Here is a 15,177-nt window from a genome sequence, read left to right as displayed (position 1 = left end):
GGGAGGCTACGGCTCGGGGTCGGCGGGGTGCGGGGCGACCAGGGGCAGCTGCGACGCCAGTCGCTGTTCGCACAGCTCGACCAGGCGGTCGTAGCCCGCCTTGCCCATCAGCTCGATCAGCTCGGGCCGGTAGGAGACGTACACCGGGTCGCCCGCGCCGTGCGCCGAGGTGGCCGACGTGCACCACCAGTGCAGGTCATGGCCGCCCGGACCCCAGCCCCGGCGGTCGTACTCGCCGATGGACACCTGCAGCACGCGCGTGTCGTCCGGCCGGTCGATCCAGTCGTACGTCCGCCGGACCGGCAGCTGCCAGCACACGTCGGGCTTGGTCTCCAGCGGCTCCCGGCCCTCCTTCAGGGCGAGGATGTGCAGCGAGCAGCCCGCGCCGCCCGCGAACCCGGGCCGGTTCTGGAAGATGCAGGACCCCTGGAAGGGGCGCGTCTGCCGGGAGCCGTCCTCGTCCTCGGAGATCCAGCCGCCCCGCAGGCCCTCGTCGTGGTGCTGCCAGACCTCCGGGGTGAGCCGGGCGACATGCTCGGCCACCCGCTTCTCGTCGTCCTCGTCGGAGAAGTGGGCGCCCAGCGAGCAGCACCCGTCGTCCGCGCGGCCCGCCTGGATGCCCTGGCAACCGCTGCCGAAGATGCAGTTCCAGCGAGAGGTCAGCCATGTCAGATCACAGCGGAAGACCTGCTCGTCGTCCGCCGGATCAGGGAACTCCACCCAGGCGCGCGCGAAGTCGAGCCCCTTCTCGTCGCTCATCTTCGACCCCTTGGGTGTCTTGCCGTTCTTACGAACCTTGTCTGCCTTTTCCGCTTTTCCCGCTTTGGCAGAGTTTGCCTTTTTCGTCTTTGGCACTCGTCCAGGGTAAGTGGCCCGGGCCCACTCCGGGGACCGAGCACGGACGTTCTGGCAGTAGCGTTCCGTATATGAGACTCGGTGTCCTGGACGTGGGTTCGAACACGGTGCATCTGCTGGTGGTGGACGCCCACCCCGGCGCCTGCCCGCTGCCCGCGCATTCGCACAAGGCCGACCTTCGGCTGGCCCAACTCCTCGACGACAGCGGTGCCATCGGCGACGAAGGCGTCGAGAGGCTGATCGCCGTCGTACGGGACGCGCTCCAGGCAGCCGAGGACAAGGGTGTGGAGGACCTGCTGCCGTTCGCCACCTCCGCCGTACGTGACGCGGGCAACGCCGACGACGTCCTCGCGCGCGTGGAGGCCGAGACCGGCGTACGGCTCCAGGTGCTCTCCGGCGAGGAGGAGGCCCGGCTCACCTTCCTCGCGGTCCGCCGCTGGTTCGGCTGGTCCGCCGGAAAGCTCCTGGTCCTGGACATCGGCGGCGGCTCCCTGGAGATCGCGTACGGCATGGACGAGGAGCCGGACGCCGCCGTCTCCCTGCCGCTCGGCGCCGGTCGTCTCACCGCCGGATGGCTGCCCGGGGACCCGCCCGACCCGGAGGACGTCCGTGCGCTGCGCCGGCACGTCCGCGCACAGATCGCCCGCACGGTCGGCGAGATCAGCCGCTTCGGCGCCCCCGACCACGTGGTCGCCACGTCCAAGACCTTCAAGCAACTGGCCCGCATAGCCGGCGCCGCCCGCAGCGCCGAGGGACCCTACGCGCAGCGCGAATTCAAGCGGGAGTCCCTGGAGGCCTGGGTCCCGCGCCTGTCCGGCATGACCACCCAGCAGCGCCGCGAACTGCCCGGCGTCTCGGAGGGCAGGGCCAACCAGCTCCTCGCCGGCGCCCTGGTGGCCGAGGCCGCCATGGATCTGTTCCGCGTGGAGAAGGTGGAGATCTGCCCGTGGGCACTGCGCGAGGGCGTGATCCTGCGCCGTCTCGACCACATGGGGTCCGACCAGGGACCCGGGTGACCGTGCGGCCGGGCCGGCGGGGCCGGGACGGCGGGGCCGGGCGGCGACGCGGGGGATCGTGTGCCGGATCACGCGACCCGCACCCACGTGCATGGCAAACCTCACAACGGCGAACAGGCACCCAACACCCGGGCCGCCCAACGCCGTATGGTGTCGGACGTGGCTGAACCAAGGGACCTTTCCGTCGCCCTGTCGACAGCCTCCGTATACCCGGAGTCGACCGCGACGGCCTTCGAGATCGCCGCGCGCCTCGGCTACGACGGCGTCGAGGTCATGGTGTGGACCGACCCGGTCAGCCAGGACATCGAGGCGCTGCGCCGCCTGTCGGACTACCACGGCATCCCGATCCTCGCCGTCCACGCGCCCTGTCTGCTGATCACCCAGCGGGTCTGGTCCACCGATCCCTGGGTCAAGCTCCAGCGGGCCCGCGCGGCCGCGGAGAAGCTGGGCGCCTCCACCGTCGTCGTGCACCCGCCCTTCCGGTGGCAGCGGCAGTACGCGCGGGACTTCGTCGACGGGATCTGGCGGATGGCCGACGAGACGGACGTGCGATTCGCCGTCGAGAACATGTACCCGTGGCGGTACCGCGACCGCGAGATGCTCGCCTACGCCCCCGACTGGGACGTCACCCGCGACGACTACCGTCACTTCACGATCGACCTCAGTCACACGGCGACGGCCCGCACGGACGCCCTGGACATGATCGACCGCATGGGAGACCGCCTCGGCCACGTGCATCTGGCCGACGGCCGGGGCTCGGCCAAGGACGAGCACCTCGTCCCCGGCCGTGGCACCCAGCCCTGCGCCGAGCTGCTGGAGCGCCTCTCGCTCTCCGGCTTCGACGGCCATGTCGTCATCGAGGTCAACACCCGGCGGGCGATGTCCAGCGCCGAACGCGAGGCCGACCTCGCCGAGGCCCTGGAGTTCACGCGCAAGCACCTCGCCTCTGCCGCGCGGATGCCCCGGCGATGAACGAGGCCACGCCCCCGGCGGCGAAGAAGCCCACCCGCGCGGCGGCGAAGCGGACGGTGAAGAAGACGGCCCCGGAGGCCGTGCAGGAGGCGGCACTGGAGGCCGTGAGGGAGACGGTCCCGGAGGCCGTGAAGGAGACCGGGGCGCGCCGCCGCGGCCGGCCACCGCGCACCGAGTCCGCCGGCACCCGCGACCGGATCCTCGCCGCGGCCCGTGAGGAGTTCTCCGAACGCGGCTACGAGAAGACCTCCGTCCGCGGGATCGCCAAGGCCGCCGGCGTGGACGCGGCGCTCGTCCACCACTACTTCGGCAACAAGGAACAGATCTTCGAGGCGGCCGTCGAGGTCGCCTTCGCGCCCGCGCTGAACGCCCCGAACGCGCTGGCCGACGGCCCGCTGGACGGTGTGGGGGAGCGGCTCACCCGCTTCATCTTCGGCGTCTGGGACAACCCCACGACCCGTACGCCCCTGCTCGCGATCCTGCGGTCGGCCGTGGACAACGAGACCGCCGCCGCCGTGTTCCGCCGCCTCGTCGCGGCCCAGCTGCTGCGCCGCATCGCCGCCCAGCTGGACCTGCCGGACGCCGAGCTGCGGGCCGAGCTGGCGGCCGCGCAGCTGGTGGGCACGGCGATGATGCGCTACGTGATCAAGCTGGAGCCGCTGGCGTCCGCGGACCTGGAGCAGATCATCGCCCGGGTCGCCCCCGTCGTGCAGGGGCATCTGACCCAGCCCTGACCGGCGTGCCTCCGGGAAGGCGCCGCCCGCCCGAGCGGTTCGCTCCCGGAACGTGTCGCGGCCCCGAGAAGTGCGCTCCTTGGAACGTCCGTCCCGCATTTCGGACAGTCGTGTCCACCGGTTGGAGGCGCGGCGTACGCTCGGAGTGAGTCAGAACTCTGGCAGAGCACTTCTGGCAGACGGTCTTCGAAGGAGCGAGCGACGATGCCCGAGCTGAGGTCCCGCACAGTCACCCACGGCCGCAACATGGCGGGCGCCCGCGCCCTTATGCGCGCCTCCGGTGTACCCGGTGCGGACATCGGCCGGAAGCCGGTCATCGCCGTCGCGAACTCCTTCACGGAGTTCGTGCCGGGGCACACCCACCTCCAGCCGGTCGGCCGGATCGTCAGCGAGGCGATCAAGGAGGCCGGCGGCATCCCCCGCGAGTTCAACACGATCGCCGTGGACGACGGCATCGCCATGGGCCACGGCGGAATGCTGTACTCCCTGCCCTCCCGCGACCTGATCGCGGACTCGGTGGAGTACATGGTCGAGGCGCACTGCGCCGACGCCCTGGTCTGCATCTCCAACTGCGACAAGATCACGCCGGGCATGCTGATGGCCGCTCTGCGCCTGAACATCCCGACGGTCTTCGTCTCCGGCGGCCCCATGGAGTCCGGCCGTGCCACCCTGGTCGACGGCACGGTCCGCACGCTCGACCTGGTCGACGCGATCTCCGACGCCGTGAACGACAAGATCTCCGACGAGGACATCCTCCGCATCGAGGAGAACGCCTGCCCGACCTGCGGCTCGTGTTCCGGCATGTTCACCGCCAACTCGATGAACTGCCTCACCGAGGCGATCGGCCTGTCCCTGCCCGGCAACGGCTCGGTCCTTGCCACCCACACCGCGCGCAAGCGGCTCTACGTCGACGCGGCCCACACGGTCATGGACATCACCCGCCGCTACTACGAGCAGGACGACGCCACCGTCCTCCCGCTCAACGTCGCCACCTTCCAGGCCTTCGAGAACGCCATGGCCCTGGACATCGCGATGGGCGGCTCCACCAACACGATCCTGCACCTGCTGGCCGCCGCCCAGGAGGCGGGCGTCCCCTTCGGCCTGGAGGAGATCGACGCGGTCTCGCGCCGGGTGCCCTGTCTGGCCAAGGTCGCGCCCAACGTCGCGAAGGACCGCACGTACTACATGGAGGACGTGCACCGCGCCGGCGGCATCCCGGCCCTGCTCGGTGAACTGCACCGCGCGGGCCTCCTCAACGAGGACGTGCACGCCGTGCACAGCCCCTCGCTGTCGGACTGGCTCAAGACCTGGGACGTCCGCGGCGGGTCCCCGTCCCCCGAGGCAGTCGAGCTGTGGCACGCGGCCCCCGGCTGTGTCCGCTCCGCCGAGGCCTTCTCCCAGTCCGAGCGCTGGGAGGCCCTGGACGACGACGCCGAGGGCGGCTGCATCCGTTCCGCCGAGCACGCGTACTCCAAGGACGGCGGCCTCGCGGTCCTGCGCGGCAACCTCGCCGTCGACGGCTGTGTGGTGAAGACGGCCGGCGTCGACGAGTCGATCTGGACCTTCGAGGGCCCGGCCGTGGTCTGCGAGTCCCAGGAGGAGGCCGTCCAGCGGATCCTCACCCAGGAGGTCAAGGACGGCGACGTCGTCGTCATCCGCTACGAGGGTCCGAAGGGCGGCCCCGGCATGCAGGAGATGCTGTACCCGACCTCGTACCTGAAGGGCCGCGGCCTCGGCAAGACCTGTGCGCTGATCACCGACGGCCGCTTCTCCGGCGGCACCTCCGGCCTCTCCATCGGCCACGCCTCGCCCGAGGCGGCCTCCGGCGGCACCATCGCCCTGGTCCGGGACGGCGACCGCATCCGCATCGACATCCCCGGCCGCACGATCGAGCTGCTGGTGGACGAGGACGAGCTGGCCCGGCGCGAGCAGGCCCTGAACGGCGTCTACGCCCCGAAGAACCGCGACCGCAAGGTCTCCGCCGCCCTCCGGGCCTATGCGGCCATGGCGACCAGCGCGGACAAGGGCGCGGTCCGCGACGTGGGCAAGCTGGCCTGACCCGCTGACCCGCTGACCCGCTGACCCGCTGACCCGCTGACCCGCACTTCGCAGGGGCCGCTCCTCCGGGGGCGGCCCCTGCGCGTCTCACCAGGTCGCCGGCCGGCTGCCGTCCACGGCGAAGACGGTGCCGTCGGGAGCGGTGGCGTAGACGCGGGTGCCGGCGACCAGCGGGGCCGGCAGTGTGGCGGGGACGGTTCCCGAGTTCACGCCGAGACGCGGCGGTGTCTGCCCGAGCAGGCGTCCGCTTCGAGCGTCCACGGCGAGCAGACGGCCGTCGGGTGCGGTGAAGTACACGTGTTCGGCGGTGGCGGTGGGGGAGGAGCCGCGGCTCACGGCCGTCTCGAGGTTCCAGAGCCGCTTGCCGGTGCGCAGGTCCACGGCATCCAGTGAGCCACCGGCGGCCAGCAGATAGATCACGTGCCCGCGCACGGTGGCCTGCGGCGTCGTGAGCGGCACGGACAGCGTCATCCGGCGTGTCTTCCCCGTGACCGGCGAGTAGTGGACCACCGCGTCCGTGACCGCTTCGGCGTTGTCGTCGGACAGCAGGACCAGCGAACCCGCCTCGCCGCCGACAGGCCGCAGCGCGCCCGGCAGCCGGGCCGTCCAGCGTGTGTCACCGGTACCCGTCTCCAGCTCGGTGACCAGCGTGTACGCCCCGTCCGCCGAGGTGGTGGCCGTATGGACCAGCGAGCCGTCGGCGTCGCCGGTCAGCATCGGGGTGCCGGGGCCGGACAGCCGCCGGTGCCATGCGTCGCGCCCCGACCTCCCGTCCACTCCCGTCACGGTGCCGTCCGCACCGGCGACGAGGAGCATGTCGCCGGCGATCCGCACACCCGAGTCGACGGGCAGGCTCCGCTGCCAACGGGTCCTGCCGGACGCCGGATCGAGGGCCGCCACCCGCCGGTCACCGTCCGCCGGCAGCACCATCAGCCCTCCGGCCAGGGCGGGCGCGCCCTGCCTGTCGTCCCCGGCGACCGTACGCCGCCAGAGCAGCGCGCCGTCCGTCACGTCGAACGCGTAGGCCGACCCGGACCGGAAGCACAGCAGTCTCCGGCCGGCATCCGTGCACTGCGGCATTCCGGAACCCTTGCCGGCCGGCTCGCTCCGCCACGCGGTGAACCCGGTCGCGCCGGCGGTCGCGCCGGTCCCCTTCACCGCCGGGCCGTCGTCGCCCCGCGGCAACAGCAGCGCCGCGAGCACACCACCCGCGACCAGGGCGGCAGCCGTGACACCGAACACGGTCCGCCCGCCCGCCCGGCCGATGAACGACCGCCGCCCCGCAGGTGCTCCGCCGGGGAGGGCCCCCTGCCCCGCAAGCGACTGCCCGGGCAGCGCCTCTCGCCCGGCGGCCGGCTGTCCGCGGCCGGCCCGGCGTCCCATGAACGGCAGGCCCGCAAGCGACCGCCCGCCCACCGCCGCCCGGCCGGGGAGCAGCGCCCGTCGCCGGGACGAGCGGTTCGGGTCCGCGGGTCCCGACCCCGACTCCGCGGGACCGTGCCGCCCCTCGGCGTCACCGGTCCGCTGCGCCGGTATGAAGGCCTGCGTGTCGTACGAGGCCGCCACCGAGCGAAGCTCCCGCATCAGCTCGTCGGGGGTCGGCCGCTCGTCCGGCTCCTTGGCGAGACAGCGCCGGACCAGCGACTCGAGGCTCTCCGGCATCCCCGTCAGATCGGGTTCGTCGTGCACCACCTGGTACGCCACCACGTACGGACTGTCCGAGTCGAACGGCCCCCGTCCGGTCGCCGCGTGCACCAGGACGGACCCGAGGGCGAAGATGTCCGCCGCCGGACCCACCTCGCGCGGCCGCCGGAACTGCTCGGGCGCCATGAACGGCGGCGTGCCGATCAACTTCCCGGTCTCGGTACGCAGTTCGCTGTCCTTGGGCCGCGAGATGCCGAAGTCGATCACCTTCGGCCCGTCTTCCGCGAGCAGAACGTTGCTCGGCTTGAGATCCCGGTGCACCACCCCTACGCGATGGATGTCGCGCAGTGCCTCCGCGAGCCCGGCCATCAGCCGCCGCAGCTGCTCAGGGGCCATGGGGCCATTCCGCTTCACGTGTTCGGACAGGGTGGGCCCGGGAATGAACAGCGTGGCCATCCAGGGCCGTTCGGCCTCCGGATCGGCGTCGACGACCGGTGCGGTGAAGGCACCGCTCACCCGCCTGGCGGCAGCGATCTCCTGCCGGAAACGGCCCCTGAACTCCGGGTCCCGCGCGAACTCGGCATGTACGACCTTGACCGCGAGCTTCATCCCCGAGGTGCTGCGGGCGAGGTGGACGACGCCCATGCCCCCGGAACCGAGGCAGGACTCCAGGTGGTAGTGACCGGCGTATTCCGGAAGTTCCGCTTCCGCGCCCGCTCCGGTACTGCGCTGTGGCGTCATGGACAGCCCCCCGTGCTCATCGTCCGCGCGCGACGCACGGAGCCTAGTCGATGACTCGTACGACACAGAGGCGGCTTGCTAGCCTCCGCGTGCGAGTCGCGCACGGTTGTTCCGCGACTCGTCTCGAGCAGGCGAGGGGCCCCCGGGACAGCCGTGGGGCCAAGGGGGAGAGGTCTCATGTCCGTCGACCGTTCGGAAGCAGTCCAGAGCCTGGACGAGCAGGAAGCCCTGGTGGCGCAGTCCGCCGCCGCGCGCACATACGCGGTGGCTCCGGGCGTCCGTGTGAACGTCCGCAGCGGCCCCGGCACCCAGTACGGCATCGTTCGCGTGCTCCCGGCGGGCGCCCACGTCACGATCTACTGCCAGTCACCCGGCACCACGGTCACGGGTCCCTACGGCACCACGAAGATCTGGGACAACATCGACGACGGCCAGTACGTCTCCGACGCCTACGTCCAGACGGGCAGCGACGGCTACGTCACCGGCCGCTGCGCCGGCTGACCCCGCGCGCCACGACAGCCGCCGCGGAGGCCGATCCCGCCGACGCCGATCCCGCCGACGCCGATCCCGCCGACGCCGATCCCGCGGACGCCGATCCCGCGGACGCCGATCCCGCGGACGCCGATCCCCCGGTGGCGGGCCCGGCCCGGGCCGATCCGGCGGCGGTCCCGGCCGACCCCGCTGGTGGTCCCGGCCCCGGCCGACCCCGCCGGTGGGCCGCCTTCGTCCGGCGCCATAATCGTCTGGTGAGCGACGAAACCGGCACCCCGGACACCTTGGCGGGCACCGCGGGCGGAGCGGCCCCGGGCGGTCCTCGCCCGGAGCCCCTGCGCTTCTTCGGCACCTCTTGGGTCGACCACGACAACGGCTACGCGGTCCGCCGCGCAGGCGTCGCCGTCGGTGCACTCCTCGCGGCCGCCGCCGCCTGTCTGGTGCTGCGCTTCGCCTACGACGGCCTCCGGATCGCCGGCTCCGGATCCTTCGTGACCGTGCTGGTCGTCGCCATGTTCGCGATCTGCAGCGCGCTCGCCTTCCGCAACACCTGGGAGGGCTTCGGCAAGCGTCATGACGCCGAGCGCCAGGCCTCGTTGCGTGGACTCCTCGCCATCGGTTTCGTCGGCTCCCTCCTCGCCCATTTCTTCCGCGCCCTCGTCGAGGCTCCGGGTGAGAAGCTGCACCGCGAGGAGTACGACAAGGCCCGCGAGGAATACGAACGCCGCGTGACCCGCCGGACCGGAAACCCGTCGAAGAAGAAGCGCCACCGGTGACCCCCACCGGTCAGTAGCCACACCGGCCCCCACGACCGGCGGCCGGGCGGCACCGGTCCACGACAACCGGCCCGCGTCCGCCGACGTCACACCGGCCTCGGCCGCACACGTGGCCTCGGCCGCTCGCCGGACTCGGCCCGCGCACCTGGCCTCGGCCGCGCGCCGGCCTCGGCCCGCGCACCTGGCCTCGACCGCGCGCCGGACTCGGCCGCGTCGGCCGCCCGGGGCCGGCCTGGCGCTGCTGCCCGGCCGCCGGTCGTAGGGGCCCGTTTATTCAGCGGCGCGGGCGCCCGTTCGGCGAGCATGGGCGTATGCCTACGACGCAGCAGCCCTCGCACGCCGACCGCGCCCACTCCTTCAACGCGGTCGCCGCGCAGTACGCCGCCAACCGCCCCTCCTATCCACCCGCCCTCTTCGACGCCGTCGAGGACCTGGCCGGCCGGCCCCTGTCCGGAGCCAAGGCCGTGGACGTCGGAGCCGGCACCGGCATCGCCACCGCTCTCCTGCACGCCCGTGGCGCCGACGTCCTCGCGGTCGAACCCGGCGCCGGTATGGCCGCCGAGTTCCGCCGCTCACTGCCGCATCTCCCGGTCGTGCGGGGCAACGGCAACGCCCTTCCCGTTGCCGACGCCCACGCCGACTTCCTCACCTACGCCCAGGCCTGGCACTGGACCGACCCCGCCCGCTCGGTCCCGGAGGCGCTGCGCGTGCTGCGCCCGGGCGGCGCACTGGCCCTGTGGTGGAACACCGATGCCCTCGACATCGACTGGATCGCCGAGGCCGCCGATCGCGCCGCCCGCTTCCTCGGCGTGGACGTCGCCGCCGAGAAGCGCAAGGCGGGTGACCGCACGGACCGGGCCGATCCCAGCGGCCGTCTCGACTTCACCCGCCGCGAGGTTCGCTGGAGCCGCCGGGTGCCGATCGGCACCCACCTCGCCAACATCGGCAGCCACTCCGCGTTCCTCGTGGCATCCGGGGAACGCAGGGCCGCCTTCCTGGACGAGGAGCGCGCCCACCTGCTGAAGGTCTTTCCCGGCGGAATCGTCGAGGAGACCTACGACGTGCTCCTGCTCGTCGCCACCAAGCCCTGACCCCGGTCGGGCACGCCCGAAGAGCGGCGGCCGGCCGCACGCCCGGCCGCCGCTCCGCCGTGTACGCGGCACCGCACCCCGCCCCACCACCCGCTCGCGAGCCCCCGCGCCCCGCGAGCTTCGCGCAGGCCCCCGCCTTTCCCCTGCCGCCTCCCGCCATCGCACCCCGCGAGCACTCGCCTCCCGCCATCGCACCCCGCGAGCACTCGCCTCCCGCCATCGCACCCCGCGAGCACTCGCCTCCCGCCACCGCACTCCGCGAGCACTCGCCTTCCGCCACCGCACCCCGCCTCAGCTCCCGCCCCCCGCTGTCCGGGTGCGCCGCCGATCCCCAAGCGCCTACGTCCCCACGGCCTCAGCCCACGCCAATCGCCACCCACGTCCACCCACCACCGTCCTGGCCCGCGGGTCACCGTCCTGCTCCACGGGTCACCGTCCTGCCCCCCGGGGCGCCCAGCCGTCGGCGACGAACAGTCCGTTCCCCCTTGACGAGTACCGCCGCGCGGCAGATTATTCATCGCATGATGAATTACGAGCCGGCAGACCCACCCCACCCGGCCTCCACCTCCGCCGTCCGCGCCGAAGACCTCACCGTCGTGCGCGGATCCCGCACGGTCCTGCGCCACCTCGGCTTCGCAGTCCCCCGCGGTCAGATCACCGGCCTGCTCGGCCCCTCCGGCTGCGGCAAGTCGACTCTCATGCGCTCCATCGTCGGCACCCAGGCCAACGTCACCGGCACCCTGGACGTCCTCGGCCGCCCGGCCGGCCACCCCACCCTCCGCAGCCGTATCGGCTACGTCACCCAGGCCCCCTCCGTCTACGACGACCTGACCGTCCGCCAGAACCTGGAGTACTTCGCCGCGATCCTCGACCCCGGCCGCACCGCCGCCGAACGCCGCCGGGAACACGTCACCCGAGCCATCGCCGACGTCGACCTCACCAGCCACGCCGACGCCCTCGCAGGCAACCTCTCCGGCGGTCAGCGCAACCGCGTCTCCCTGGCCGTCGCCCTCCTCGGCACCCCCGAACTCCTCGTTCTCGACGAACCGACCGTCGGCCTCGACCCCGTCCTGCGCCGCGATCTGTGGAACCTCTTCCACGACCTGGCCACCACCCGCGGCACCACCCTCCTCGTCTCCTCCCATGTCATGGACGAGGCCGAGCGCTGCCACCGCCTCCTCCTCATGCGCGAGGGCGAGATCCTCGCCGACGACACCCCGCACGCCCTGCGCACCAGCACCGGCAGCGACACCGTCGAGGCCGCCTTCCTGCACCTCGTCGACGAGGCGGCCACGACCGGCCGCACCAAGGAGAGCACCCGATGAGCACGACGGCCCCCGCGCACACCCCCGCCCGCACCGCCGCACCCACCGGCGCGTTCAGCCCCGCCCGCACCACCTCCACGGCCGCCCGCACCCTGCGCCAGCTCCGCCACGACCCGCGCACCATCGCGCTGATGGTCCTCGTCCCCTGCCTGATGCTCGTCCTGCTGCGCTACGTCTTCGACGCCAGCCCGCGCACCTTCGACAACATCGGCGCCTCCCTGCTCGGGATCTTCCCGCTGATCACGATGTTCCTGGTCACCTCGATCGCCACCCTGCGCGAACGCACCTCCGGCACCCTGGAACGCCTCCTCGCCATGCCCCTCGGCAAGGCGGACGTCATCGCCGGCTACGCCCTGGCCTTCGGCGTCATCGCCATCGTCCAGTCGGCCCTCGCCACCGGCCTCGCGGTGTGGCTGCTCGGCCTGGACGTCACCGGCTCCCCCTGGCTGCTGCTGCTCGTCGCCCTCCTCGACGCCCTGCTCGGCACGGCCCTCGGTCTCTTCGTCTCGGCCTTCGCGGCCTCCGAGTTCCAGGCGGTCCAGTTCATGCCCGCGGTGATCTTCCCCCAGCTCCTCCTGTGCGGCCTGTTCACACCGCGATCCGACATGCACCCCGTCCTCGAGGCGATCTCCGACGTCCTGCCGATGTCCTATGCCGTCGACGGCATGAACGAGGTCCTGCACCACACCGACATGACCACGACCTTCCTCCGCGACATCGTGATCGTGGCCGGCTGCGCGCTGCTGGTCCTGGGACTGGGCGCGGCCACCCTCAGGCGCCGCACGGAATAGGCCCGTGCCGCGCGAGCCGCACGACACGACGGCACGGGGTCCGCGCCGTGGGACCAGCACGGCACAGGCGACCGCGGCGGTGTCCCGCCAGCCGGACAACCGCCGCCGGCTGTCAGGGCCGGTGCGAGGATGGCCCCATGAGCCAGAAAGTCGCAGTCCTCGGCACCGGCAAGATCGGCGAAGCCCTGCTCAGCGGAATGATCCGGGCCGGCTGGGCCCCCGCCGACCTCCTGGTCACCGCCCGCCGCCCCGAACGCGCCGAAGAACTCCACGCCCGACACGGAGTCAGCCCGGTCGGCAACATCGAGGCCGCCAAGACCGCCGACACCCTGATCCTCACGGTCAAGCCGCAGGACATGGGCACCCTGCTGGACGAGCTCGCCCCGCACGTGCCCGCCGACCGCCTGGTCATCAGCGGAGCGGCCGGTATCCCCACGTCCTTCTTCGAGGAGCGCCTGGCCGCAGGCACCCCGGTCGTCCGTGTCATGACCAACACCCCGGCCCTCGTCGACGAGGCCATGTCGGTCATCTCCGCCGGCAGCCACGCCACCGCCGACCACCTGGCCACCGCCGAGGACATCTTCGGCGCCGTCGGCAAGACGCTCCGCGTCCCCGAGAGCCAGCAGGACGCCTGCACCGCCCTGTCCGGCTCCGGCCCCGCGTACTTCTTCTACCTGGTCGAGGCCATGACCGACGCGGGCATCCTGCTCGGGCTGCCCCGCGACAAGGCCCACGACCTCATCGTCCAGTCCGCCATCGGCGCCGCCGTGATGCTCCGCGACAGCGGCGAGCACCCCGTCAGACTGCGCGAGAACGTGACCTCCCCGGCCGGCACGACGATCAACGCCATCCGCGAACTGGAGAACCACGGCGTACGCGCCGCCCTCATCGCCGCCCTGGAAGCCGCGCGCGACCGCAGCCGCGAGCTGGCCTCCGGCAAGAAGGACTGACGCCACCGCGAGGACCCGAACGACCGCCCCGGCACCGGGACCGGAAGGACCGCCCCGGCACCGGGACCCGAACAACCCCCCCGGCACCGGGACCGGCCGCCCCCCGGTACCGGTCGGCGGCGCCCCGGACGTCCGGCGGGCGCCCCCGGTACCGGGCGGCCGCGCCCCGGAGGTCTAACGGGCGGCCGCGCTCGGCGCCGTCTCGAAGGCCGGCGGCAGCAAGCCGATCGCCCGGTACGCCGCATCGACGGTCGGCCGGGCCATCGCCCCGGCCTTCTCCGCACCTTCCCGCAGCACCCCCTCCACATAGGCGGGATCCGCGCACAGCTCCCGGTGCCTGTCCTGAACGGGCCTGAGGACCTCCACCACCGCCTCCGCGGTGTCCTTCTTCAAGGCGCCGTACGACTCGTAGGCACCGGCCAGGCTCGCGGGGTTCCCCTCCGTGCACGCGGCGAGGATCTCCAGCAGATTCGCCACTCCAGGCCGAGCCTCCCGGTCGTACTCGACCTCCCGCCCGCTGTCGGTCACCGCGCGCATGACCTTCTTGCGCACCACGTCCGGCTCGTCGAGCAGATAGACGATCCCCGGCCCCGAATCCTCCGACTTCCCCATCTTCGACGTCGGGTCCTGCAGGTTCATCACCCGCGCCGCGACCTCCTGACGGGTCGCCCTGGGCACCACGAACGTACGGCCGTACCGCTGGTTGAACCGCACCGCCAGATCCCGCGCCAGCTCCACGTGCTGCACCTGGTCGTCCCCGACCGGCACCTCGTCCGTGCCGAACGCCAGGATGTCCGCCGCCATCAGCACCGGGTACGTCAACAGGGACAGCCGTACGCTCCCCCCGCGGTCACGTTCCCGCGCGGACTTCTCCTTGTACTGGATCATCCGTCGCGTCTCGCCGTCGGTCGCCACGCACTCCAGCAGATACGACAGTCTCGTGTGCTCGTCGACATGGCTCTGCAGGTAGACGGTGCACACGTCGGGGTCGAGCCCCGACGCCAGCAGCAGCGTCGCCGCCTGCCGACTGAGCCTGCGCACCCGTGCCGGATCGTGGTCCACGGTCAGTGCGTGCAGATCCACGATGCAGAACAGCGAGTCCGCCCGGTGCTGGTCGACCTCGGCCCAGTGCCGCATGGCTCCCAGGTAGTTCCCCAGGGTCACGTGCCCGGTCGGCTTGATCCCGCTGAAGACCCGCGTCATCTTCACTCCACCTCCTGATCGGGACCGCCGCTCCTGCGGCCGGCCCCCGGAGTCCCGGAGGAGATACGAGAACGGCCGCCGAAGCGGCGGCCGTTGAGTGCATACGTGACTGCGGCCGCCGTCAGGCGGCCCACCAGAGCTGGGTACACGTACGCGTAGTCACGTCCCGCAGCCTACGCCTCAGGGGGGTCGTCAGGGGGGAAGTTGACACACCCGGTGCCGCTACGTAGTGTTCTCCGAGTTGTCCGACGTGAGCGCCGACTCCGGTCGGTCCCCGGGCAGCCATTCCGCAAGACCACTCATCGATCGACGCTCCGGTGTCGGCCGTATTGGCGTGTGTATTTGCGAAATGAGGAATCCGCGTTCGAAAGAGCGCCGGCCCCCGATTAGCTCGGGAGCCAGGAATCCGCTAAAGTCTCACTCGTCGGAACGGTCCAAGGGCCGGGAAGACAAACCCCCCTGACTGGGAGTCAGACGCCGAAAGGATCTGATAGAGTCGGAACCGCCGGAAAGGGAAACGCGAAAGCGA

The 15,177-nt window shown here is 72.2% G+C and carries 13 protein-coding genes; 10 read left to right on the top strand and 3 right to left on the bottom strand.

Features of this window, described 5'->3' with window-relative positions:
• Positions 1 to 6: 6 nt before the first annotated feature.
• Complete coding sequence (locus ACGFT2_RS28705) at positions 7 to 759, bottom strand: hypothetical protein (protein WP_393283528.1); 753 nt, start codon at positions 757 to 759, stop codon at positions 7 to 9.
• A gap of 167 nt (positions 760 to 926) precedes the next feature.
• Between ACGFT2_RS28705 and ACGFT2_RS28700 the strand changes: the two genes are divergently transcribed.
• From ACGFT2_RS28700 to ilvD, 4 genes are all read left to right on the top strand, one after another.
• Positions 927 to 1,871: a Ppx/GppA family phosphatase gene (locus tag ACGFT2_RS28700; protein ID WP_393283525.1), complete on the top strand. Its 945-nt coding sequence runs from the start codon at positions 927 to 929 to the stop codon at positions 1,869 to 1,871.
• Positions 1,872 to 2,018: 147 nt separating this feature from the next.
• Complete coding sequence (locus ACGFT2_RS28695; protein WP_393284013.1) at positions 2,019 to 2,843, top strand: sugar phosphate isomerase/epimerase family protein; 825 nt, start codon at positions 2,019 to 2,021, stop codon at positions 2,841 to 2,843.
• Entirely contained in the window at positions 2,840 to 3,577 is a 738-nt protein-coding gene (locus tag ACGFT2_RS28690; RefSeq protein WP_393283522.1) for a TetR family transcriptional regulator, read from the top strand. The genes ACGFT2_RS28695 and ACGFT2_RS28690 overlap by 4 nt, the downstream gene beginning before the upstream one ends.
• Before the next feature lie 204 nt (positions 3,578 to 3,781).
• Complete coding sequence (gene ilvD, locus ACGFT2_RS28685; protein ID WP_393283519.1) at positions 3,782 to 5,635, top strand: dihydroxy-acid dehydratase; 1,854 nt, start codon at positions 3,782 to 3,784, stop codon at positions 5,633 to 5,635.
• Positions 5,636 to 5,722: 87 nt separating this feature from the next.
• Here ilvD and ACGFT2_RS28680 read toward each other — a convergent pair whose 3' ends face one another.
• Entirely contained in the window at positions 5,723 to 8,020 is a 2,298-nt protein-coding gene (locus ACGFT2_RS28680; RefSeq protein ID WP_393283517.1) for a serine/threonine-protein kinase, read from the bottom strand.
• 177 nt (positions 8,021 to 8,197) lie between these two features.
• On the opposite strand from ACGFT2_RS28680, the gene ACGFT2_RS28675 reads away from it, so the two are divergent.
• The 6 genes from ACGFT2_RS28675 (at position 8,198) to proC (ending at position 13,445) form a co-directional block, all read left to right on the top strand.
• A complete protein-coding gene (locus ACGFT2_RS28675; protein WP_393283514.1) occupies positions 8,198 to 8,521 on the top strand; it encodes an SH3 domain-containing protein in 324 nt (107 codons plus the stop codon).
• Positions 8,522 to 8,766: 245 nt separating this feature from the next.
• Positions 8,767 to 9,288 (top strand): EamA/RhaT family transporter, encoded by a 522-nt coding sequence (locus ACGFT2_RS28670; protein WP_393283513.1) that lies wholly within the window; start codon positions 8,767 to 8,769, stop codon positions 9,286 to 9,288.
• Positions 9,289 to 9,599: 311 nt separating this feature from the next.
• On the top strand, positions 9,600 to 10,379 hold the full coding sequence (locus tag ACGFT2_RS28665) for a class I SAM-dependent methyltransferase (protein ID WP_393283511.1): 780 nt from the start codon (positions 9,600 to 9,602) through the stop codon (positions 10,377 to 10,379).
• A gap of 521 nt (positions 10,380 to 10,900) precedes the next feature.
• A complete protein-coding gene (locus ACGFT2_RS28660) occupies positions 10,901 to 11,704 on the top strand; it encodes an ABC transporter ATP-binding protein (RefSeq protein WP_393283508.1) in 804 nt (267 codons plus the stop codon).
• Positions 11,701 to 12,495, top strand: a complete 795-nt coding sequence (locus ACGFT2_RS28655) for an ABC transporter permease (RefSeq protein ID WP_393283505.1) — start codon at positions 11,701 to 11,703, stop codon at positions 12,493 to 12,495. Before ACGFT2_RS28660 ends, ACGFT2_RS28655 begins: the two co-directional genes overlap by 4 nt.
• 137 nt (positions 12,496 to 12,632) lie before the next feature.
• Positions 12,633 to 13,445 (top strand): pyrroline-5-carboxylate reductase, encoded by an 813-nt coding sequence (proC, locus tag ACGFT2_RS28650; protein ID WP_393283502.1) that lies wholly within the window; start codon positions 12,633 to 12,635, stop codon positions 13,443 to 13,445.
• 174 nt (positions 13,446 to 13,619) lie between these two features.
• Here the strand turns inward: proC and trpS are convergent, their stop codons facing one another.
• Positions 13,620 to 14,648, bottom strand: coding sequence for a tryptophan--tRNA ligase (gene trpS / locus ACGFT2_RS28645; protein ID WP_393284011.1), 1,029 nt, complete (start codon positions 14,646 to 14,648; stop codon positions 13,620 to 13,622).
• Positions 14,649 to 15,177: the final 529 nt, after the last annotated feature.

This window comes from Streptomyces sp. NPDC048514, assembly GCF_043199955.1.
GTDB lineage: Bacteria > Actinomycetota > Actinomycetes > Streptomycetales > Streptomycetaceae > Streptomyces.
Note: the sequence above shows the minus strand (reverse complement) of the source record. Positions and strands in the feature narration are given on the sequence as shown.

Excerpts from the sequence above, each read along its gene's own strand:
- ACGFT2_RS28655 (WP_393283505.1), top strand. The coding sequence starts at position 11,701 with ATGAGCACGACGGCCCCCGCGCACACCCCCGCCCGCACCGCCGCACCC.
- ACGFT2_RS28675 (WP_393283514.1), top strand. The coding sequence starts at position 8,198 with ATGTCCGTCGACCGTTCGGAAGCAGTCCAGAGCCTGGACGAGCAGGAA.
- ACGFT2_RS28695 (WP_393284013.1), top strand. The coding sequence starts at position 2,019 with ATGGTGTCGGACGTGGCTGAACCAAGGGACCTTTCCGTCGCCCTGTCG.
- ilvD (WP_393283519.1), top strand. The coding sequence starts at position 3,782 with ATGCCCGAGCTGAGGTCCCGCACAGTCACCCACGGCCGCAACATGGCG.
- ACGFT2_RS28705 (WP_393283528.1), bottom strand. The coding sequence starts at position 759 with ATGAGCGACGAGAAGGGGCTCGACTTCGCGCGCGCCTGGGTGGAGTTC.
- proC (WP_393283502.1), top strand. The coding sequence starts at position 12,633 with ATGAGCCAGAAAGTCGCAGTCCTCGGCACCGGCAAGATCGGCGAAGCC.
- ACGFT2_RS28660 (WP_393283508.1), top strand. The coding sequence starts at position 10,901 with ATGATGAATTACGAGCCGGCAGACCCACCCCACCCGGCCTCCACCTCC.
- ACGFT2_RS28690 (WP_393283522.1), top strand. The coding sequence starts at position 2,840 with ATGAACGAGGCCACGCCCCCGGCGGCGAAGAAGCCCACCCGCGCGGCG.
- ACGFT2_RS28680 (WP_393283517.1), bottom strand. The coding sequence starts at position 8,020 with ATGACGCCACAGCGCAGTACCGGAGCGGGCGCGGAAGCGGAACTTCCG.
- ACGFT2_RS28700 (WP_393283525.1), top strand. The coding sequence starts at position 927 with ATGAGACTCGGTGTCCTGGACGTGGGTTCGAACACGGTGCATCTGCTG.
- trpS (WP_393284011.1), bottom strand. The coding sequence starts at position 14,648 with ATGACGCGGGTCTTCAGCGGGATCAAGCCGACCGGGCACGTGACCCTG.
- ACGFT2_RS28665 (WP_393283511.1), top strand. The coding sequence starts at position 9,600 with ATGCCTACGACGCAGCAGCCCTCGCACGCCGACCGCGCCCACTCCTTC.